This is a genomic window from Microcystis sp. M083S1 (genome assembly GCF_020246405.1).
Lineage (GTDB): Bacteria > Cyanobacteriota > Cyanobacteriia > Cyanobacteriales > Microcystaceae > Microcystis > Microcystis aeruginosa_C.
The window spans coordinates 13,211-30,178 of sequence record NZ_JADBTB010000074.1 but is presented as its reverse complement, the minus strand read 5'-3'; the positions used below and the strand labels follow the sequence as shown (position 1 = coordinate 30,178).

The window sequence follows — 16,968 nt, the reverse complement described above, 5'->3', positions numbered from 1 at the left end:
ATCTCAACGGTACTGTTGGGCAAACAGAAACCGACCCAAACGCCTTGGGAGAGTCCGGCCTCTGGATTCTTAATGGAGACATTGAGAATCTAAGCTGTCTCGTTGAACAAGGAATTTCTAACAGCAATGTGGAAAGAATCCCCCGTCACAGCGTAGCTTGACGGTGGGAGTATGTCAAAGGAATCCTAGGGGTGAGTTTTTTCCCCACTGACACCATTTTTATTTGTTTATAGCGGTTTTCACAGAAGTGAGTCCCGATTGAAACGCTGAAACGCCTATCTATCAAGGGATTTACTATACCTTATTAGACTGAAAACCGCTATATATCCATTGGCACAGTAGCAATTCTCATTTTAAGGTTTCATGACATTAAAACCCTTGCACCTAGAGGGGTTAATAATTCTTAACGAATCTCTAGATCGCTGAAACAACGCAAAATCGTTTCAAAATGAGAATATCCATTGGCACAGTGGGGAAAAATTCCGCCTCAATCAAATTTGAGGTTACGGCCAAGAGGAAAATGGGTAAGATCGGTATTGACAAATAGACCGAAATGCGTATAACGATAACATCAATGAAGATAATAATTAGTATTTACTTTTGTCTATGGTTAAATACTATTATTCAGTTAATAATCCTAAGTACCTAAGCAAAATTAATTACACATATCTAACCACCTCTTGCCTCTTCCCTATCTTCACTAGGAAATCAATTTTGCACGACTACTTAGCTGTCCCCCGTCCCCCGTCTCCTGTCTCGACTAGGAAATCAATTTTGCACGACTACTTAATGAGTCTCCAAATGTATCCTTTTTTGGACGAAAATGCCTAAGTCCCAATGATTCTCCAAATGTATCCTTTTTTGGACGAAAATGCCTAAGTCCCAATAGGCTAAAAAATTAATTAAACCAGAGCTTGGTTCTATTCTATGAAAATCCAAGCAGCTCAAAGATATATTCTTCTTAAAATTATCTTGGCTCTTCTCGACTTTGTGTAATAATTTTTGCCGATCAAATTCTGAAATGTTTACTGGGAAAGACTTTTAGGGCTATTTTGGTGAATAAATCAACTATCAGTATAGGCCTCGTTTCCACACAGAAACCAGAAAAGCCAAATCCTTGCATAATCGAGATTTGTATGATATTATAAAGAAATAATTAAAGCAGAAAATTCTGGGTGATTTGGGTAGATTTGAGTATATTTTAGGGGAGGCTAAGTATATTTGCCATCTCTGCTTTTAGTAAGTATCAATAAAATCAACCGGAAAAAGGGGATTGCCGAATGAAGAATAAGAAAGCGGAATTCAGAGAAGGAGTAAAAGAGTGAAGTCAATGTTAATGAGCGGCTCGAATAATCGAAAAGCCAAAATTATCAAATCATCACTTACTTCGGCAAAACTGGTCAAAAAATATGGATAAAGTGCGGGTTATCGTTGTAGAAGATCACGATTTAACGCGCATGGGCCTAGTCGTGGCTCTCCAGCATCGGGAAGGTATTCAAGTGGTGGGAGAAGCCATCAGTGGATTACAGGGACTGAAACTGCTAGAGGAGACTAAACCCGATGTGGCGATCATCGATATAGGTTTACCCATGATCGATGGGATCGAGTTAGTGCGACGCTTCAAACAAAATCGGGGCGAAGACCCCCTGGCCACGAAAATCCTCATGCTAACCATGCACAAAATCCAAGAACAGGTTTTAGCGGCTTTTGCTGCTGGGGCCGATTCCTACTGTATGAAGGATATTAGTATTGATAAGTTAATCGAGGCGATTTATTCCACCCACGAAGGCAATCATTGGCTTGACCCAGCGATCGCCAATATTATCCTGAAACAAGTGCGCCAAACAGTTCCCGTGGGTGGGGCTGCTAGGTCGAAAACAGTGGCAATTCACGGCCTTGACCCAGAATATCGTCAATTATTGGAAAATGCGCCCCTAACGGGACGAGAGCTAGAAATTCTCGATCTGATTGTCGCCGGTTGTAGTAATGCCGAGATTGCCGAGCGACTCTATATCACCATCGGCACGGTGAAAACCCATGTCCGCAATATCCTAAATAAACTCTCTGTGGATGATCGCACTCAAGCGGCAGTGCTGGCCCTGCGATCGGGATTAGTGGATTAAAAAAAACCGGCATCCTAACCATATAGGATGCCAGTTCGGTGAAAACTAGAAATTAGACTGACGCTGCCACTTTTGCTTCGGCTGCCATTAGTTTTTCGTAGGTTTCACGCATTTTGAGACCGACCAATACTTGGAATAAACCCGTACCATTGGTGGAACCGGGATAATCCTTGTGTTTGAGCAGTAATTCGGTCATTTCACCGTAGTATTTAGTGCCAGTTTTGCTCAAATGGCTTTCGATGTAGATCATTTCTTCTAGGTTATCGAATTGACCATCTAGTTCCAGAATCGACACTTCATTGCCCAAGAAGCCATCTGGACCATAGTAGAGTTTAATACCGGGATAAGTGCAGGTCAATTTACGACCACAGGGCCGCCAATCGATGGTGGAACCTTCATCAAACAGATAAGCGGGTTCAAAGTTTTCTACCCCTTCTTTCTGGATTAAACGGACTCGCAGTAATTTACTTTCGTGATCTTCAAGTAATTTGGTGGGCAGCACTTGAATCACCACGTCAGCGTACTGTCTTTGGGGATCGATATAGGCACTGAAATCGGGTTTTCTAGAATTAATGGCCGCCATCACATCATCATAGGTGTGACCGCGCTCGGCCATATCCCGTTGAATTTTCCAGTTAACTTTGACTTCATCGCTAATATCGAGATAAACGCTGAAATCTAATAGGGACCGGACTCGTTCATCATATAAGGGGTGTAGTCCCTCGATCACGATTACCTTATTCGGTTCGATGATTTCGGGGGGATCGATCATCCCCGTTTCATGATTATAAATAGGTTTATTAATGGCTTGACCTCCCTTGAGAGCTTTAATCTGCTCGTACATCAGGTCAAAGTTATTCGCTTTCGGATTGAGTGCGGTGACACCCACCTCTTTTCTCTGTTTGCGATCGAGGCAATGGTAGTCATCTAAACAGATCACTGTCATAAACTCGGCCCCGAATAAATCGGTCAAACGACGTAAAAAAGTAGATTTCCCACAACCGGAGTCCCCAGCTACACCGATTAGAACCACGCGCTCTGGCTTATTGGCCATAGTTTCCCTCTAAATACACAACTAATTGTTAACCCTATAGTATGTAATTAAACCAGACTCTGGATCCAGCAGTACCCCGCCGCCACAAATTTCTGCTGCTGACAGGTTTGGCAAGAGCCTCACGCTAGAATGAGTAGGTATTTGATACTAGATAATCTGTTCAGATCATACCGGAATCAGTGACCAAAATCAGTTATCAGTGGGAATTATGAATTATGAATTGGGGAGTGGGGAGAATACACAAAAGCTGTCTCCTCTCCCCTGTCTCCTGACTCCTAATCCCCAACTGAGAGGGTGCGGTGGGTGTGGAGAAATGTAGTCATTTCCTCCACTGCTAGGGGGCAACTGATGCGATTGCCTTGCATTCTCTCACAACCTAATTCTTGCAGGATTTCTAATTGTTGTTGGGTTTCTACTCCCTTGGCGATTGCTATTAAGTTAAAACTTTTCGCTATCGCCAGCAATGACGAGATAAAACGGGTATCTTGGGGAGCATTAGTCAGTTTTTTCGTTAAGGATTGCTCTATTTTCAGTTTTTTCACGGGAAATTGACCGAGATAGGCGATTGAAGCGTAGCCGCTGCCAAAATCATCGAGGGTAATACTAATACCCAATTTCTGCAAATCCCCAAGAATTCGACCAGTTTCGCGGCTATTTTCCAGTAAACTTGTCTCGGTTATTTCCATCTCCAGAAAGAAAGGCCCGATTTTGGTTTCAGTCAAGACTTCTTTTAGGGTGGTGAACAACTGGGGATCGCGCAATTGGTGTGGGGAGAGATTGATCGAGATGGGAGTGTATAATAACCCTCGCTGCTGCCATATTTGTGCCTGTTGACAGGCATTTTTTAGCACCCAACGATTAAGCTCAAGGATTAACTCGCTTTCTTCGACTAAGGGTAAAAAACGATTAGGCGCGATTAATCCGAATTGAGGGTGTAACCAGCGCAATAATACCTCTAATCCTTCCACTTGCCCCTGAGTAATATTAACTTGCGGTTGATAGTAAAGAGCTAATTCATTATTTCTCATTGCCTGATAGAGAAAATATTCAACTTTAGAACTACGATTATTTTTGGGGTGAACATTAACTGACTCTATCTGGGAGTTATTATTTATATTATTCTTGACTGCTACTAAATTTTCCTCCAGTTTCTGTAATATGACTTTCCTGTCTGTGCCGTCGGTGGGATAGATAACTGAACCTAAACTTAATCGCACGACTAGGGAGTGATTTTCGATTTCGTAATTACTTTCTAGGGTTTTAATAATTCTTTGACTAACTTTTTCTAAATCATTAGCAGCATTAATTTGTGGCAGCAAGATAATAAATTCATACCCTCTCCAATGGGCGACCATATCCTCTAATCGCAAACTTTTTCTTAAACGTTCAATTAAGATTTTTAATAGTTTATCTCCCAGTCGATAACCTAGTTTATTGTTGACATTTCTTAGCCGCCCTACGTCCACTAATAACAGTCCGATCAGTTTATTATTTTTCTGGGCATTATTAATAGCACTTGAGAGATATTCATTAAAGAGAGAACGGTTAGGTAAATCCGTGAGAACAACCGAAGAATATTCCTCTTGAATCTTGCTATCAAAACTAATGATTTTGGATGGGGATTGATGGAGAATTAAGGTACTTTTTGCATGGAGGTCATTCGGGCTAGAATGGGTTTCATTTTCCGTCATTTTCCCTTGTGAATATCCTAGACTTTTAAATGGTTCTTGCTCTATTTTTTCTTGACTGGCTATTAAATGAAAACTGGCATTTATATCACAGCCAAAGTTAATTAAATCACCATCTTTTAATTCATGAACTAAGCATTTAGACCCATTGACATAAATGCCATTATGACTTTTATTTCCCTCTAAATCACCATCAAGAATCCAATAGGAAAATTTTTGGCGATCAATACTCTTTTTAATTAAAGTCGCATGATAGCGAGACGCGTGTTTGGAGCGAAGAACAATTTGATTATCGGACTTACGTCCGAGAGAATATTTCATTTCTTCTAGGGGAATTGTTCTTCTACCTTGAGGATCTTCCACAATGAGGAGATAACGGGAATTAGATGAACTATTAATCATTTTTTCGGCACCTCGACAAAACTAAAAATATAAGTTAATATTATCCCTCAAAAGTCATGGCTTATTCGTCTTGAAGTTAATTTATCTTCTGAATAAAGTGTTAGGTGTGATTCGGAACTGTTACTTAACAGTAATTGTGTCACATCTTCTGGTTTCAAGGCCTGGGTAAACCAAAATCCTTGTACTTCTTCAAATTCTGCCCTAGGCTGATCATAGTCGTTGACATGGCTCAATGCTTGGTTTTTGATGGTAAATATTGGATAAGAGTTCGATCGATCTTCAAACTCTTGGGGGGGGGACTTATAATTATAACGGCTCTCTTGGGTTTGGTGGGTAAAATATATTCTAAGACACAGTCCTGCTAGTGAGCGACTGGAACGAACCACAAAGACACAAAGGACACAAAGATTGATCGCTTCTATATTAAGTTAAACCTATCACACAAAGAATAAGAGAGCCATATAACTTAAGTAGGAATAGCCGGTGCCAAAATTATCTCCAGCTAACTGTAACCCTAATTCCTTCGCTTAAAGCTGACCCCGCTCCCATGCAGTCTTAACGAGTAATTTAGATAGTCAACAGTTTACCGACAATCAGCAATTAAGTACCTAAGCAAAATTAATTACACATCTAAGCCGTCAGTTGAACGCTTTTTGCTGTGATCAGTAAACAGTGAACTAAAAACTCAAATCTGATCCCTGATAGCTGTCTCGGAGTCTCGGAGTCTCGGAGTCTCGACTAGGAAATTAATTTTGCACGACTACTTATCAGTGATCCTTAAACTGGTACAAATGTATGCCCAAGTGTCAGCATCCCACTTGTCAAGCTAATGCTTTCCAGCGTTTGGAAGAGGTACTTCCTGCACGGACATCTGAAACTGCGCGACCTGTACTCACAGTCCTGTCCTCACCAACGGGGTTTGGGGGGTAGAATCCCCCAAGAGTCAAAGATTGAGTGATAAGTAGCTGGTTATAATTAAATTAAAAATGGATTTTAGGTTCGATCCCCCCTGCCCCCCTTGATAAGGGGGGTGCCGATCCCCCCTGCCCCCCTTGATAAGGGGGGTGCCGATCCCCCCTTAGTCCCCCCTTAATAAGGGGGGTGCCGATCCCCCCTTAGTCCCCCCTTAATCCCCCCTTAATAAGGGGGGCATCTGACAACTTTTAACACCTACCTACTTAAAATCAGAAATAACGCCCAATTTTAACCGAGGGGTTCCCTTTAAAAATCCCAACTTAGTAGATTTACAAAAATAAGATGCACCCCAGAGGAGTTCTTGCTATGGATAGCAACCAATTAATCGAAGAATTAAAAAATCCCGACTTTTATCCTCATTCTGTCAAAATTCCCGTTGAAATTATCCAAACCCATGCTTCCATTATCTTCTTGACAGGAGATTATGCCTATAAAGTCAAGAAACCGGTTAATTATAATTTTTTAGATTTCTCCACTTTAGAAAAGAGAAAATATTATCTAGAACAGGAACTAGAGTTAAATAAAAAAGTTGCCGCTAATATCTATCTGGAAGTTTTGTCAATTAATGATCAACAGGGTCGCATAAGTTTAAATGGAGAAGGAAGGGCGATCGAATACATTTTAAAAATGAATCAGTTTCCCCAAGAATGTTTACTGAGTAAAATTTTTGAACGGGGAGAACTAACGGAAAAAGCTATAAAATCTTTGGCTGAAAAAGTGGCGCAATTTCATCGGCAAGCTGTGACTAATTCCTATATTACTAAATTTGGCAATTTGGAAATTATTAAACAAGCTTTTGATGAAAACTACCAACAAACCGAGAAATATATTAATTTTGTCCAAACCCAAAAACAATACGATGAAACAAAAGCTTATACAGATAAATTCTTCGCAGAACACCGAGATTGGTTAGAAGAAAGACAAATAAAAGGGATGATTCGCGAATGTCACGGCGACTTACATTTAAATAATATCTGTCAGTGGCAGGGAGAAATACAATTATTTGATCGCATAGAATTTAATGAATCTTTTCGCTTCGTTGATGTCATGTATGATATTGCTTTTACAGCGATGGATTTAACCGCTAGAGGGAGAGAAGATTTCGCTAATTTATTTGTCAATACTTATTTAGAACAAACCGCCGACTGGGAGGGGTTAAAAGTCTTGCCTCTCTACCTGACCAGACAAGCATATGTGAGGGCAAAAGTCAATAGTTTTCTGCTTGATGGTGACACTTTTTCCGAGAAAATTAAAGCCAATGCACAGGATTATTATCAATTAGCTTGGCATTACACACAACCGCAGAAACCGAGATTAATTCTGATGTCGGGATTTTCTGCATCGGGTAAAAGTACCATAGGGAAAGTAATTGCTAAAAATCTTAATGCTATTCAGATTCGTTCCGATGCAGTTCGCAAACATTTGGCTGGAATTGACTTAAATCAAACAGGAAGTCTAGACATATATAGTCTCGAAATGAGTCAAAAAACCTTCGCTAGACTGGCGGAATTAGCCCGAATTTTAATAACTTTAGGTTATCCGGTTATTCTCGATGCACGCTACGATAAATATGCTTGGCGAGAACCCTTATTAACCTATGCCCAAAATTTACAGATTCCTTTTCATATTGTCCATTGTCACGCACCGATAGAAGTTTTAAAACAACGGATTGCCGCTAGAAAAGGTGATATTTCTGACGCTAATATCGAGGTTTTAAATGCCCAAATTGAGCAAACAGAACCTTTTAATGAAAAAGAACAACCCTATCTAATTTCCCTAGACACTACTAACCCCAATTGTCCAGAATTTTTAGAGAGTCAATTAGGTAAATAGGTTGAGATGCACCCAATGATATAGCCATTCTTATAAAGTAGCAAGAAGGAGAAGCGATGGAAACTGTAGTGTTAAATCTAGAGACAGTTAATTTGACTGATGAACAATTTTATCATCTCTGTCAGGACAATCAAACATGGAATTTAGAACGTAATCAAAAAGGAGAATTATTAATTATGCCTCCCGTGGGTGGAAATACTGGTAAACAGGAAGCTAATTTGATTGTTAAAGTGGGGGTATGGAACGAGCAAACTCAACTTGGTGAGGTGTTTAGTTCTTCGACAATTTTTCGTTTACCAAAGGGAGGCTATCGTTCTCCTGATGTTGCTTGGATAAAACGGGAGAGATGGGAAGCTTTAAGCGCAGAAGAGCGAGAAAAGTTCCCCCCTTTGTGTCCTGATTTTGTGATTGAATTACGTTCTCGTACTGATTCCTTAACCTCTTTACGCGAAAAGATGCGCGAATATTTAGCCAGTGGTTTACGTTTGGGTTGGTTGATTAATCCTCAACAGCAGCAGGTGGAAATCTACCGACTAAATGACGGTGTGGAAATTATTAATTTACCTGCGATTTTATCCGGGGAAGATGTCTTACCCGGATTTGTTTTGCATTTAACTTAGGAAGGATTACAGGGAATAACAAAGGGAATGACACCGAATCAGGCTATCTCTATTTTGTCAAGACATTTCCAGAAAAGCGATCGATTGTCAGCTTGAAGGTGTATAATCTTTGAAAAGCCGGCATCAAGCTACAAAGTTCTCAATATCGCCAAAAAAAACCATCAGGATTTCAGGAACAGATTCTCTGGCTACTTCTTCAAATAAAGAGGAAACTCTCAGTCACAACATTGATATTTGTCAATAATGTCCCCTAAAATTTTCAATCATCACTTTACTCCTCTTAAATCCCTCTCTCTGGGATTATTTCTCCTACAAGCTTTCACTCCCCTTACCCTAGCAGCCCCTCCGCGAGAACCGGATCAAACCGTCGGCTGTGATATTCTGGTGGTGGGTGGTGGTTTAGCCGGTGCCGGTGCGGCCTACGAAGCTTTATTATTAGGAAAAACCGTCTGTTTAACCGAGATTACCGACTGGGTGGGGGGACAGATATCTTCTCAAGGAACCTCAGCGTTAGATGAAAGACGCACACAAAGAGAAAAATTATTTTTCCCGAAAGGTTATCTAGAATTTAGGGAAAGAATTAGAAAGCATTACGGCAAACGCAACCCCGGGGAATGTTGGGTAAGTGGGTCTTGTTTTTTCCCTTTTGATGGACATAAATTATTATTTCAACAGTTAGAAGATGCTGCCAAAAAAGGCAAAGGAACCCTGAAATGGTTTCCCTCCACGGTAGTCAAAGAATTAAATATTGAAACTTTACCCAATCGCGGCACCGGTCAACAGATTACCAGTGTAATTGCTATTCAACATAGTCCCGCAAAAGGTACTCCTCCCCTAAATACCGAGTTTTTATCGCAAAAAATGGAGGATATCTATCGCTACGAAAATTCTCCCCGTTTTGATAAAAAAATCCTCCGTTTTGTCTCCAAATCCTCCCAACCGAATCAATTAGCAGATTGGTATGTGATTGAAGCGACCGAAACCGGGGAAATCATCGGATTATCAGATATTCCCTACCGTTTAGGGGTCGATAAGCGCAGTTATCTCGAACCTTCTTCCTCTAGCGTCACTGGCGACCCCTACTGTACCCAAGGCTTTACCTATACCTTTGCCATGGAGGAAACAGAAAAACCACAAACCCACGAGAAACCCGTTTATTATGAACGCTACGCCCCCTATTTTAGCTATGAATTGCCGCGATTAGCCGATTTTGACCTAGTTTTCACCTATCGTCGTATCTGGAGTCCACAACTGGGTAAAGAGAAAACCTTTGGGGGAATTACTTTTACCGAACCCGTCCCGGGGGACATTTCCATGCAGAATTGGACCTGGGGAAATGATTATCGTCCGGGGACTGCCAAGGATAACTTTATCTACACCCGTGAACAGTTGCAAGAGTTAGGACAGTTATCTCCGGGGGGATGGATGGGAGGATTACGCACAGAAACCCTCGCAAGGGGCGAAGAACACGCCATTTCCTACTATTATTGGTTAGTAGAAGGGATCACCGATTCCCAGTTAGGGGACGGGGTAAAAGTTCCCCATTTGAATAACCGTTATCTGTCTGGTTTTGATTCTCCCATGGGAACTGCCCATGGTTTGTCAAAATATCCCTATATTCGGGAAGCAAGACGGATTATCGGTCGTCCTTCCCTGACTTTCCCCACTGGTTTTACCGTCACAGAAATCGATATTTCCCGACAAAATTTTCAAAGCGATTTCTATCGTCAAAATCTTTCTCCAGCAGAATATCGGCGCTTAATTGCCACCTTGGCAGGATTAGAGGGATTTTCCGTACTTGATGGCACATTATCCCCCGATCAGGCCGTTAAACGCAAGCGCTCTACCATTTACCCCGATTCCGTCGGTATCGGTCACTATGCGATTGATTTTCATCCCTGCATGACGGAACATCCCCCCGAAAAACCGGGTAATACAGAAAAAGCAGGAGAAAGACAGGGACAGGGCCAAGCTTATCCTTTTGAGATACCTTTAAGGGCTATAATTCCCCAAAAAATCGATAATTTACTGATAGCGGGTAAAAGTATCGCTCTCAGTCATATTGCCGCGGCCGCCTATCGTGTCCATTCCTTCGAGTGGTCTTCTGGGGTAGCTGCTGGCATCACGGCAGTGTATGCTTTAGATAATAATGTACTGCCCTATCAATTAGTAGAAAGTGATTTTCTCATCGGCAATAAACAACTGCGAGAATTACGGCAAAAAATCGACGCTAGTGGTAATCCCACTGTGTTCCCCGATGCCTCAATTTTCCGGTCGATGGATAATTGGTATTAATTAGGGTCTGCTGAAAAAGTTTGTTGGTGGGGTTAGGGTGCAGGATCTGGGGTTTTAAGCTAAGACGCATTTTCACCCCCCTATCCTTAGATTGGCTGAATCTCCCCCAATCCCTTTACTGTTGCAAGAGTGCCTCATCTCAACAAGTAATTTAAGTGGGTGGGCAGCTTACACTTTGTCGCCGCGAAGTATTTTGAATATATCAGTGACAATTCTGTTTCTAATTTCCTCTAAAGAACCTGATTTGCCAGAATTTTTCTGACTTTCCAAGTAACTTTTAACCCCTTTAAATTGTTGTTCTAGATGACCACTATAGCGATTTTGTCCCAAAGAATAATCAGGATTATTCGATCTTATAATAGTTTGAGCATCGTGTAAATCATTCAAAAGATAGGCCACCTCTGGCCCATAGCTACTATATTTTTCGTAGTTATACAAAAGGAGAATTACTCGACAGGTTGCCGCAAAAATTTTCCCTTTAGCGGTAAACTGAGTTAACCGGTGAGGATATAAGCCTCTAATTTGAAAATCTTCGGGCATTTTTTGACCTTTATTTGGCTTTTGCTCGGTAAATATTCGCTGAAGATAGGTTTTTTCTCCTCTTTTTTCATCCACTGTTCCCTCAGATGCAATTGCCGCTCCTAAAGTAAACCTTTTCATCGCCATACGAATACGTTCTTCTAATCCTTCTTCCTGATTATCTTTACAAAGTTCCACCAGTCCCAACCCAAATAAAAGAAGACTAGCGTGAATACCAAATAAATAAACTTTATTATCTGAATTTGAGTCAAGGTAAGTTAATGCTGACATGGGTAGCTGTATAATTTTTTCTTGAATACCAAATATTTCTTCAATACTAAATGAAGAAGCTTTATTGTCTGGATTGTCTGGCATAGTTGGCTGTGTAATTTCTTCTTGAGATTGACTAGATTCATTAAATGTTTTTTGAATTTTTTGATAAAACTCGTCTAAGTTTCTGCTGCCCTTTCCGATTTCAATAGTTTTTTGATAAAACTCGTCTAAGTGGCTGCTACCCTTTCCGATTTCAATAATTGGGGGAATGGTTTGCACATAAATATCATTGTATTGCTCATAAAATATAATAGTCGAATCCGGTTTTAATCCACTAAACTCTGTTTTCTGTTTACCACTATAATTTTTTATCTGTTGATAAGATTTTCTGCCTCGCTCTCCATAACAATCAAGAGCATTTTTAATTAAACGTTCGGCCCATCCTAGACAATTTTGGCGGCTAAATTTTTCCGTTAATCGATTGGTGTCTCCGACATAGGCGGTGATTAAATAAGACCAAATTTGATACACTGTCCAGTAAGCATAGTAATTAGCATCACCGTCTCTAGCCGCATAAATACGAGCTTTTTCTAAGAGACGAAGAGGTTCAATTAATAAATGAGTTTTGGGATTGGGTAATTGAGCAATGTAAGGGAAAAAGATATAAATTTTGGCGCGGTGAGAATAGATACGAGATAGATAATAGAAAAAAGGATGAGCATTAGTTTGAGAGTATTCACCAATGATTGCGTATTCTTTCAAATATTTCTGCAAATATTCTTCAGCAGTGTTCAAATATTCTTCAGCTTTACGAATTGCAGAACCCCTTTCTTGATGGTCACGTTCCTCATCTTCAAGGTCTGTATAAAAATGATAATCAAATAGACAGATATAGTAGAGACTAACTAATAGTTTATCGTCTAGTCGTCCCTTTTCGATATGGGGTTTAATAACCTCAAGATATTTTTGGGCAATACGATAGAGACCCTCTTGAAGATATACTTGAATAATTGCCAAATGTGCTTCATAGGCCACCCTACTCCAAGCTTGATTATTATTAACTTCCTTGAAATTTCTCTCATCCCAATTGCGATATTTATCCTTAAACAGCTTTTTTTCTAAATAATCTTGCATAGCCCTGAGAGAGAAAGGGTAGAATTTTATCCATTTTTCTGCTTTTTCTAGTATATATTTTTCCTCAATTCTCTGACAAAGTTGTTGTAGATATTGCTGAGAATTAATTGCCGTTTTTTCAATGGCTCTCAGTCGAGCGTGAAGGGCAGACTTAGCGGCAGATTCTAGAAGATCGAATCCATAAAATTCTCCTGTTGCTAATTCTTGATCGGCGACAATTTGATTATAATTAATTTCACCTTCTAGAGATTTTTTCACATCTTCCTGTTTGCATAACTTAACCAGAGAATAAGACCAAACAGCACTATTTCTTGTATTGCCAATCACTTTATCTTCACTGACTATTTTTTGGGTGACAGGTAGATAGCCTTGCTTTTTCAAAATATCTATCCCCTCAAACAAAAATCGATTAATTGCGGTGGTAATATGAGCGATAGGACTGCCCACACCTACCACTTCTTCACAAAATTCTAATCGACTGTTTGATTCTTCTTGCTTGAAAAATTGGCTGATTTCTTTTTCTTCTAAGGTTGGTTTTGGTTTCCAGTTCTCTGGGGGATAGACATAAAAATACACTCGCACCCTATAAGCTATCTGTTTTTCTAATCCTTGAGCATAATACTCATTTTCGTCTTCAGGATCATCGAGAAAATCGGTATTGATTAAACCTGTTTTGCCTCGGTATAATTTTAGAGGCAGAGGTTTGACTTTCTCAATTTCTAAATAGTCGATATAAACGGGAAATTTATCTCCTAATAAATTATTTTTGATAATTGAATTGCTCAGGCTTTCCAAAAAGAGATTGGATATGGAATCGCTAGTTAAATTATTCTGAACAAAATCTGGACATTGCCCGACAACAGTTTTAATTTGTCTGAGTCCAGCTTGAAATTCTGTCCGGCTCACTTCTCTTAAAATCTTATCAACCAAATCCTTGATAATTTCCTGCTCCGAGTCTGTTGATAAATGCTGATAATATTTTTTTAATCGGGGTTGAATATACTCTATAATCTGATTAACTAGCTTTAAAGATTCATCTAGATTTTGATTATCATTTGGGTCAAGAGATTTTAGGTAACTGTGTTGTTGTTTTTGGGAACTGTATAGATTAATGGCCTGTTTATAAAAGCTAACAACGTCTAGGGAATCCGGCTGTATTTCATCGGTAATGATCTCTTTTAACTGCTCAAGTAAACCAGCTTCGGGATGAACAAGTAATTTCAATTTATCCCTTTCATCCAGAGATAACTGTGCATATTTTTTGAGAACTCGTTGTTTTTCTTGTTGGGTAAACTTATTGATCATTTTCTGGGCTAAACTATCCTTATTTTTGGCTAACTCTCCTTGCCAATAAGCCTCCAGTGAGCTAAGAATAGTAACTAATTTCCCCAAGCTTAAACTGGGTACCCGCTCCTCGCGTTCCTTTTCTTGGTAACGCTCTCCCATCACCGAACGCAGCACTCGCCGGACAAAAATGCGATTTTGTCCCCATTGTTTGGCTATTTTGTACTCATTCGGTTTGGGACTATCCTCACTAATGTCCAAATCGGTCAAATTGTTGAGGAGATGCAAATACACCGCAGCATCTCTTTGTCGGTCTTCATCGCTTTGTCTTTGATTTTCTGTGTCCAGATCGCTCATAGGTTTAGATGTTACTCTGATGATTCAGCCCTAGATGCCCGTTTTGATCAATAGTTATGTTCATATAATACAGGCTAATCTGGGGGATGTGCATAAAAAATCTGCATTAATTTTTGTAAACCTTGTTAAAATTATCGGTAATTGGTTTGTTAGCCTTTGTAGTGCAACCCTGTAGATGATTGTAGGAAAGAGGTTGCTGATGACCGAAGAGACCGATGGGGTATCCATCACTGAACTGGTGAGGGCGGCTTTTTATATGTGCATTTTCTACGCTAATACATGAAGAGTATGTACATCTTGACCATTGTTCGGTTTTTTGACAACATAGTTGGACGACGTGATATATTTTATACCGTTTTTGTAACACTTTGTAACACCTTTGCTCAGACCAAACTAGATTTGGTTGAATTTGCACTTAATGTATGAAGGGTAGATGTTGCGGAAAATAATTCAATGGATTATCTTTGGGGTTGTATTAGCAATTGTTCCACTTGTAGTAGCACTTTTAATTAGAGCTACTCGGGGACAATCCACTGAACTTGTTGATTTGTTGAGAAACGGTGAACTGCTTCTAGTAACGGCCGGTATTGTGGGTGCTGCTATTGGGGATCTTTTAGGAGGCAATAGAACTCAACCTATCTTTGAGCTATTCTCTGGAGGTGCGTGCGTTTTAATCTTGGTTGTTTCTTCCATATTATATGCCGATGTTTCGGCTGCTCATGCGTCCCAACAAACAGTGAATATTGCTGTAATTGAAAGATCTTCACTATGGCTATTTTCTGGGGGTGTTGTTTCGAGTTTCTTCTGTGTCGTTTTTTCGGAGCTATAGTTTTATGGAGACGATCGCAATAGTAACATCCTTATTAGCTATTTGCAGTTCAGCGATTTCCTTAATTGCAAAATATAGATTCCAGAGGCGAGAACGAAATAATCCAAAAATGCTCAATAAAAAGTCAGCAGAAGGGCAGCGGCAGCAACAATTGAGGCAAATGGAAGAGAAAATAGAGTTAATGCGCTCATTTTCTAGTTCTAAGAGTGGTGACATGAGTGAGTATAAAAAACTCGCGCTCGACATAAGCGATTCTGCTTCTCGAATTGTAGATGAGTTAGAATCAGACAAGTTTTAGCAACACAATTCCTAACCCGTAGTAATCTGCACCCAACAAGTTATTGAGGAGATGCAAATACACCGCAGCATCTCTTTGTCTTTGGTTTTCTGTGTCCAGATCGCTCATAGGTTTAGATGTTACTCTGATGATTCAGCCCTAGATGCCCGTTTTGATCAATTAAATAGTTATGTTCATATAATACAGGCTAATCTGGGGGATGTGCATAAAAAATCTGCATTAATTTTTGTAAACCTTGTTAAAATTATCGGTAATTGGTTTGTTAGCCTTCGTAGTGCAACCCTGTAGATGATTGTAGGAAAGAGGTTGCTGATGACCGAAGAGACCGATAGGGTATCGATCACTGAACTGGTGAGGGCGGTTTTTATATGTACGTTTTGTACTCTAATACATGAAAAATTTTTAACTTTGTCACTGTATGTACACACTGAAAAAATATTCTGTACATAATGTACATATTCGACAATTTTCGTCAGAATAAATGGACAAGGTTATTTTATCTCGTTTTTGTAACACAATGCCAAAACAGTTAGAAAAGAAAAAAACAACTGAATTAGAAGATATAGCCATTAGGTTGTCCGGCTCAGACTCGCCCGGTGGCGCAGGAGAGGAGCTTCGCAGCCTCACTGGCTCTCAGCCCAAAAGCCTTCAGCCCAAACCCGAGCCGAGGAACACTCAGCAAGTCCGATTGTCCACGGGTTTGCTGGTTGAATTTGAACGTGTAGATAAGTATCAATCGAAATTTACTCAAGCATTCAAATTCAAATATCGCCTCCGATACCAAGGTATCCCTTTATACGGCTCCTCGATCATTGTTGATTTAGACGAAGACAATAAATTTTTGTTTGCAAACTCGTCTGAAGTTGCTCAAGATGAAGCTATAAAAAAAGGATTTCCTGACAAAAATCCGAAAGTTACTGAAAAAGATTTAAAAGATTCGATCTACGAATATTGTCTTAAGAAGGGTGAGCCTATTTCCCCAGAAGCCCTAAAGGATTGTGATATTAATCCCCAGCTTTACTATTATTTCAAACACTTTTCTAATGGCTCCAGTCACAAGCTAGGTGAATGGAGACTTGTTTATGTTACGAACATTAAAGTTATGGCTCCAACCAGTGGCGGAAAATCTGTTGGAACATCACTGGAATTAACTGATTATGTGATAGATGCCCACACAGGGGAGATAATCCTCGAACTCTCAAATTTGAGAACCTTCTGCTAAAAGGGTTCTGTCCATAACCTACTGCCAAACTGTCTATCGTTTGGAGATATTTACCCAAATAT

The 16,968-nt window shown here is 39.9% G+C and carries 11 protein-coding genes and 1 pseudogene; 8 read left to right on the top strand and 4 right to left on the bottom strand.

Annotated elements, in window-relative coordinates:
- A pseudogene (locus IM450_RS07105) lies at nt 1-161 on the top strand (RNA-guided endonuclease InsQ/TnpB family protein); the annotation flags it as partial.
- Between the two features lie 1,248 nt (nt 162-1,409).
- Complete coding sequence (locus IM450_RS07100; RefSeq protein WP_287670252.1) at nt 1,410-2,123, top strand: response regulator; 714 nt, start codon at nt 1,410-1,412, stop codon at nt 2,121-2,123.
- Nucleotides 2,124-2,175: 52 nt separating this feature from the next.
- Here IM450_RS07100 and IM450_RS07095 read toward each other — a convergent pair whose 3' ends face one another.
- Together IM450_RS07095 and IM450_RS07090 are read right to left on the bottom strand one after the other, a co-directional pair.
- Nucleotides 2,176-3,177: a phosphoribulokinase gene (locus tag IM450_RS07095; protein ID WP_002740086.1), complete on the bottom strand. Its 1,002-nt coding sequence runs from the start codon at nt 3,175-3,177 to the stop codon at nt 2,176-2,178.
- A gap of 275 nt (nt 3,178-3,452) precedes the next feature.
- Nucleotides 3,453-5,267 carry an EAL domain-containing protein gene (locus tag IM450_RS07090; protein WP_287670250.1) on the bottom strand — a complete coding sequence of 605 codons (1,815 nt, stop codon included), beginning with the start codon at nt 5,265-5,267 and terminating at the stop codon, nt 3,453-3,455.
- Between the two features lie 1,281 nt (nt 5,268-6,548).
- Here IM450_RS07090 and IM450_RS07085 point away from each other — a divergent pair.
- From IM450_RS07085 to IM450_RS07075, 3 genes are all read left to right on the top strand, one after another.
- Nucleotides 6,549-8,075 (top strand): bifunctional aminoglycoside phosphotransferase/ATP-binding protein, encoded by a 1,527-nt coding sequence (locus IM450_RS07085; protein WP_287670248.1) that lies wholly within the window; start codon nt 6,549-6,551, stop codon nt 8,073-8,075.
- Nucleotides 8,076-8,131: 56 nt separating this feature from the next.
- Nucleotides 8,132-8,695, top strand: a complete 564-nt coding sequence (locus IM450_RS07080; protein WP_287670246.1) for a Uma2 family endonuclease — start codon at nt 8,132-8,134, stop codon at nt 8,693-8,695.
- 243 nt (nt 8,696-8,938) lie between these two features.
- Nucleotides 8,939-10,990: an FAD-dependent oxidoreductase gene (locus tag IM450_RS07075; protein WP_287670244.1), complete on the top strand. Its 2,052-nt coding sequence runs from the start codon at nt 8,939-8,941 to the stop codon at nt 10,988-10,990.
- Between the two features lie 168 nt (nt 10,991-11,158).
- Here IM450_RS07075 and IM450_RS07070 read toward each other — a convergent pair whose 3' ends face one another.
- Nucleotides 11,159-14,557, bottom strand: coding sequence for a HypX (modular protein) (locus IM450_RS07070; protein WP_287670242.1), 3,399 nt, complete (start codon nt 14,555-14,557; stop codon nt 11,159-11,161).
- A 433-nt stretch (nt 14,558-14,990) separates the two neighbouring features.
- On the opposite strand from IM450_RS07070, the gene IM450_RS07065 reads away from it, so the two are divergent.
- A complete protein-coding gene (locus tag IM450_RS07065; RefSeq protein WP_043998259.1) occupies nt 14,991-15,386 on the top strand; it encodes a hypothetical protein in 396 nt (131 codons plus the stop codon).
- Nucleotides 15,387-15,390: 4 nt separating this feature from the next.
- A complete protein-coding gene (locus tag IM450_RS07060; protein WP_130756818.1) occupies nt 15,391-15,684 on the top strand; it encodes a hypothetical protein in 294 nt (97 codons plus the stop codon).
- Here IM450_RS07060 and IM450_RS07055 read toward each other — a convergent pair.
- Entirely contained in the window at nt 15,670-15,792 is a 123-nt protein-coding gene (locus IM450_RS07055; RefSeq protein WP_002750010.1) for a hypothetical protein, read from the bottom strand. The genes IM450_RS07060 and IM450_RS07055 overlap by 15 nt on opposite strands.
- 373 nt (nt 15,793-16,165) lie before the next feature.
- Between IM450_RS07055 and IM450_RS07050 the strand changes: the two genes are divergently transcribed.
- Nucleotides 16,166-16,906, top strand: coding sequence for a hypothetical protein (locus IM450_RS07050; RefSeq protein WP_287670239.1), 741 nt, complete (start codon nt 16,166-16,168; stop codon nt 16,904-16,906).
- The last annotated feature ends 62 nt before the right edge of the window (nt 16,907-16,968 follow it).

Excerpts from the sequence above, each read along its gene's own strand:
- IM450_RS07100 (WP_287670252.1), top strand. The coding sequence starts at position 1,410 with ATGGATAAAGTGCGGGTTATCGTTGTAGAAGATCACGATTTAACGCGC.
- IM450_RS07095 (WP_002740086.1), bottom strand. The coding sequence starts at position 3,177 with ATGGCCAATAAGCCAGAGCGCGTGGTTCTAATCGGTGTAGCTGGGGAC.
- IM450_RS07090 (WP_287670250.1), bottom strand. The coding sequence starts at position 5,267 with ATGATTAATAGTTCATCTAATTCCCGTTATCTCCTCATTGTGGAAGAT.
- IM450_RS07085 (WP_287670248.1), top strand. The coding sequence starts at position 6,549 with ATGGATAGCAACCAATTAATCGAAGAATTAAAAAATCCCGACTTTTAT.
- IM450_RS07080 (WP_287670246.1), top strand. The coding sequence starts at position 8,132 with ATGGAAACTGTAGTGTTAAATCTAGAGACAGTTAATTTGACTGATGAA.
- IM450_RS07075 (WP_287670244.1), top strand. The coding sequence starts at position 8,939 with ATGTCCCCTAAAATTTTCAATCATCACTTTACTCCTCTTAAATCCCTC.
- IM450_RS07070 (WP_287670242.1), bottom strand. The coding sequence starts at position 14,557 with ATGAGCGATCTGGACACAGAAAATCAAAGACAAAGCGATGAAGACCGA.
- IM450_RS07065 (WP_043998259.1), top strand. The coding sequence starts at position 14,991 with ATGTTGCGGAAAATAATTCAATGGATTATCTTTGGGGTTGTATTAGCA.
- IM450_RS07060 (WP_130756818.1), top strand. The coding sequence starts at position 15,391 with ATGGAGACGATCGCAATAGTAACATCCTTATTAGCTATTTGCAGTTCA.
- IM450_RS07055 (WP_002750010.1), bottom strand. The coding sequence starts at position 15,792 with ATGAGCGATCTGGACACAGAAAACCAAAGACAAAGAGATGCTGCGGTG.
- IM450_RS07050 (WP_287670239.1), top strand. The coding sequence starts at position 16,166 with ATGGACAAGGTTATTTTATCTCGTTTTTGTAACACAATGCCAAAACAG.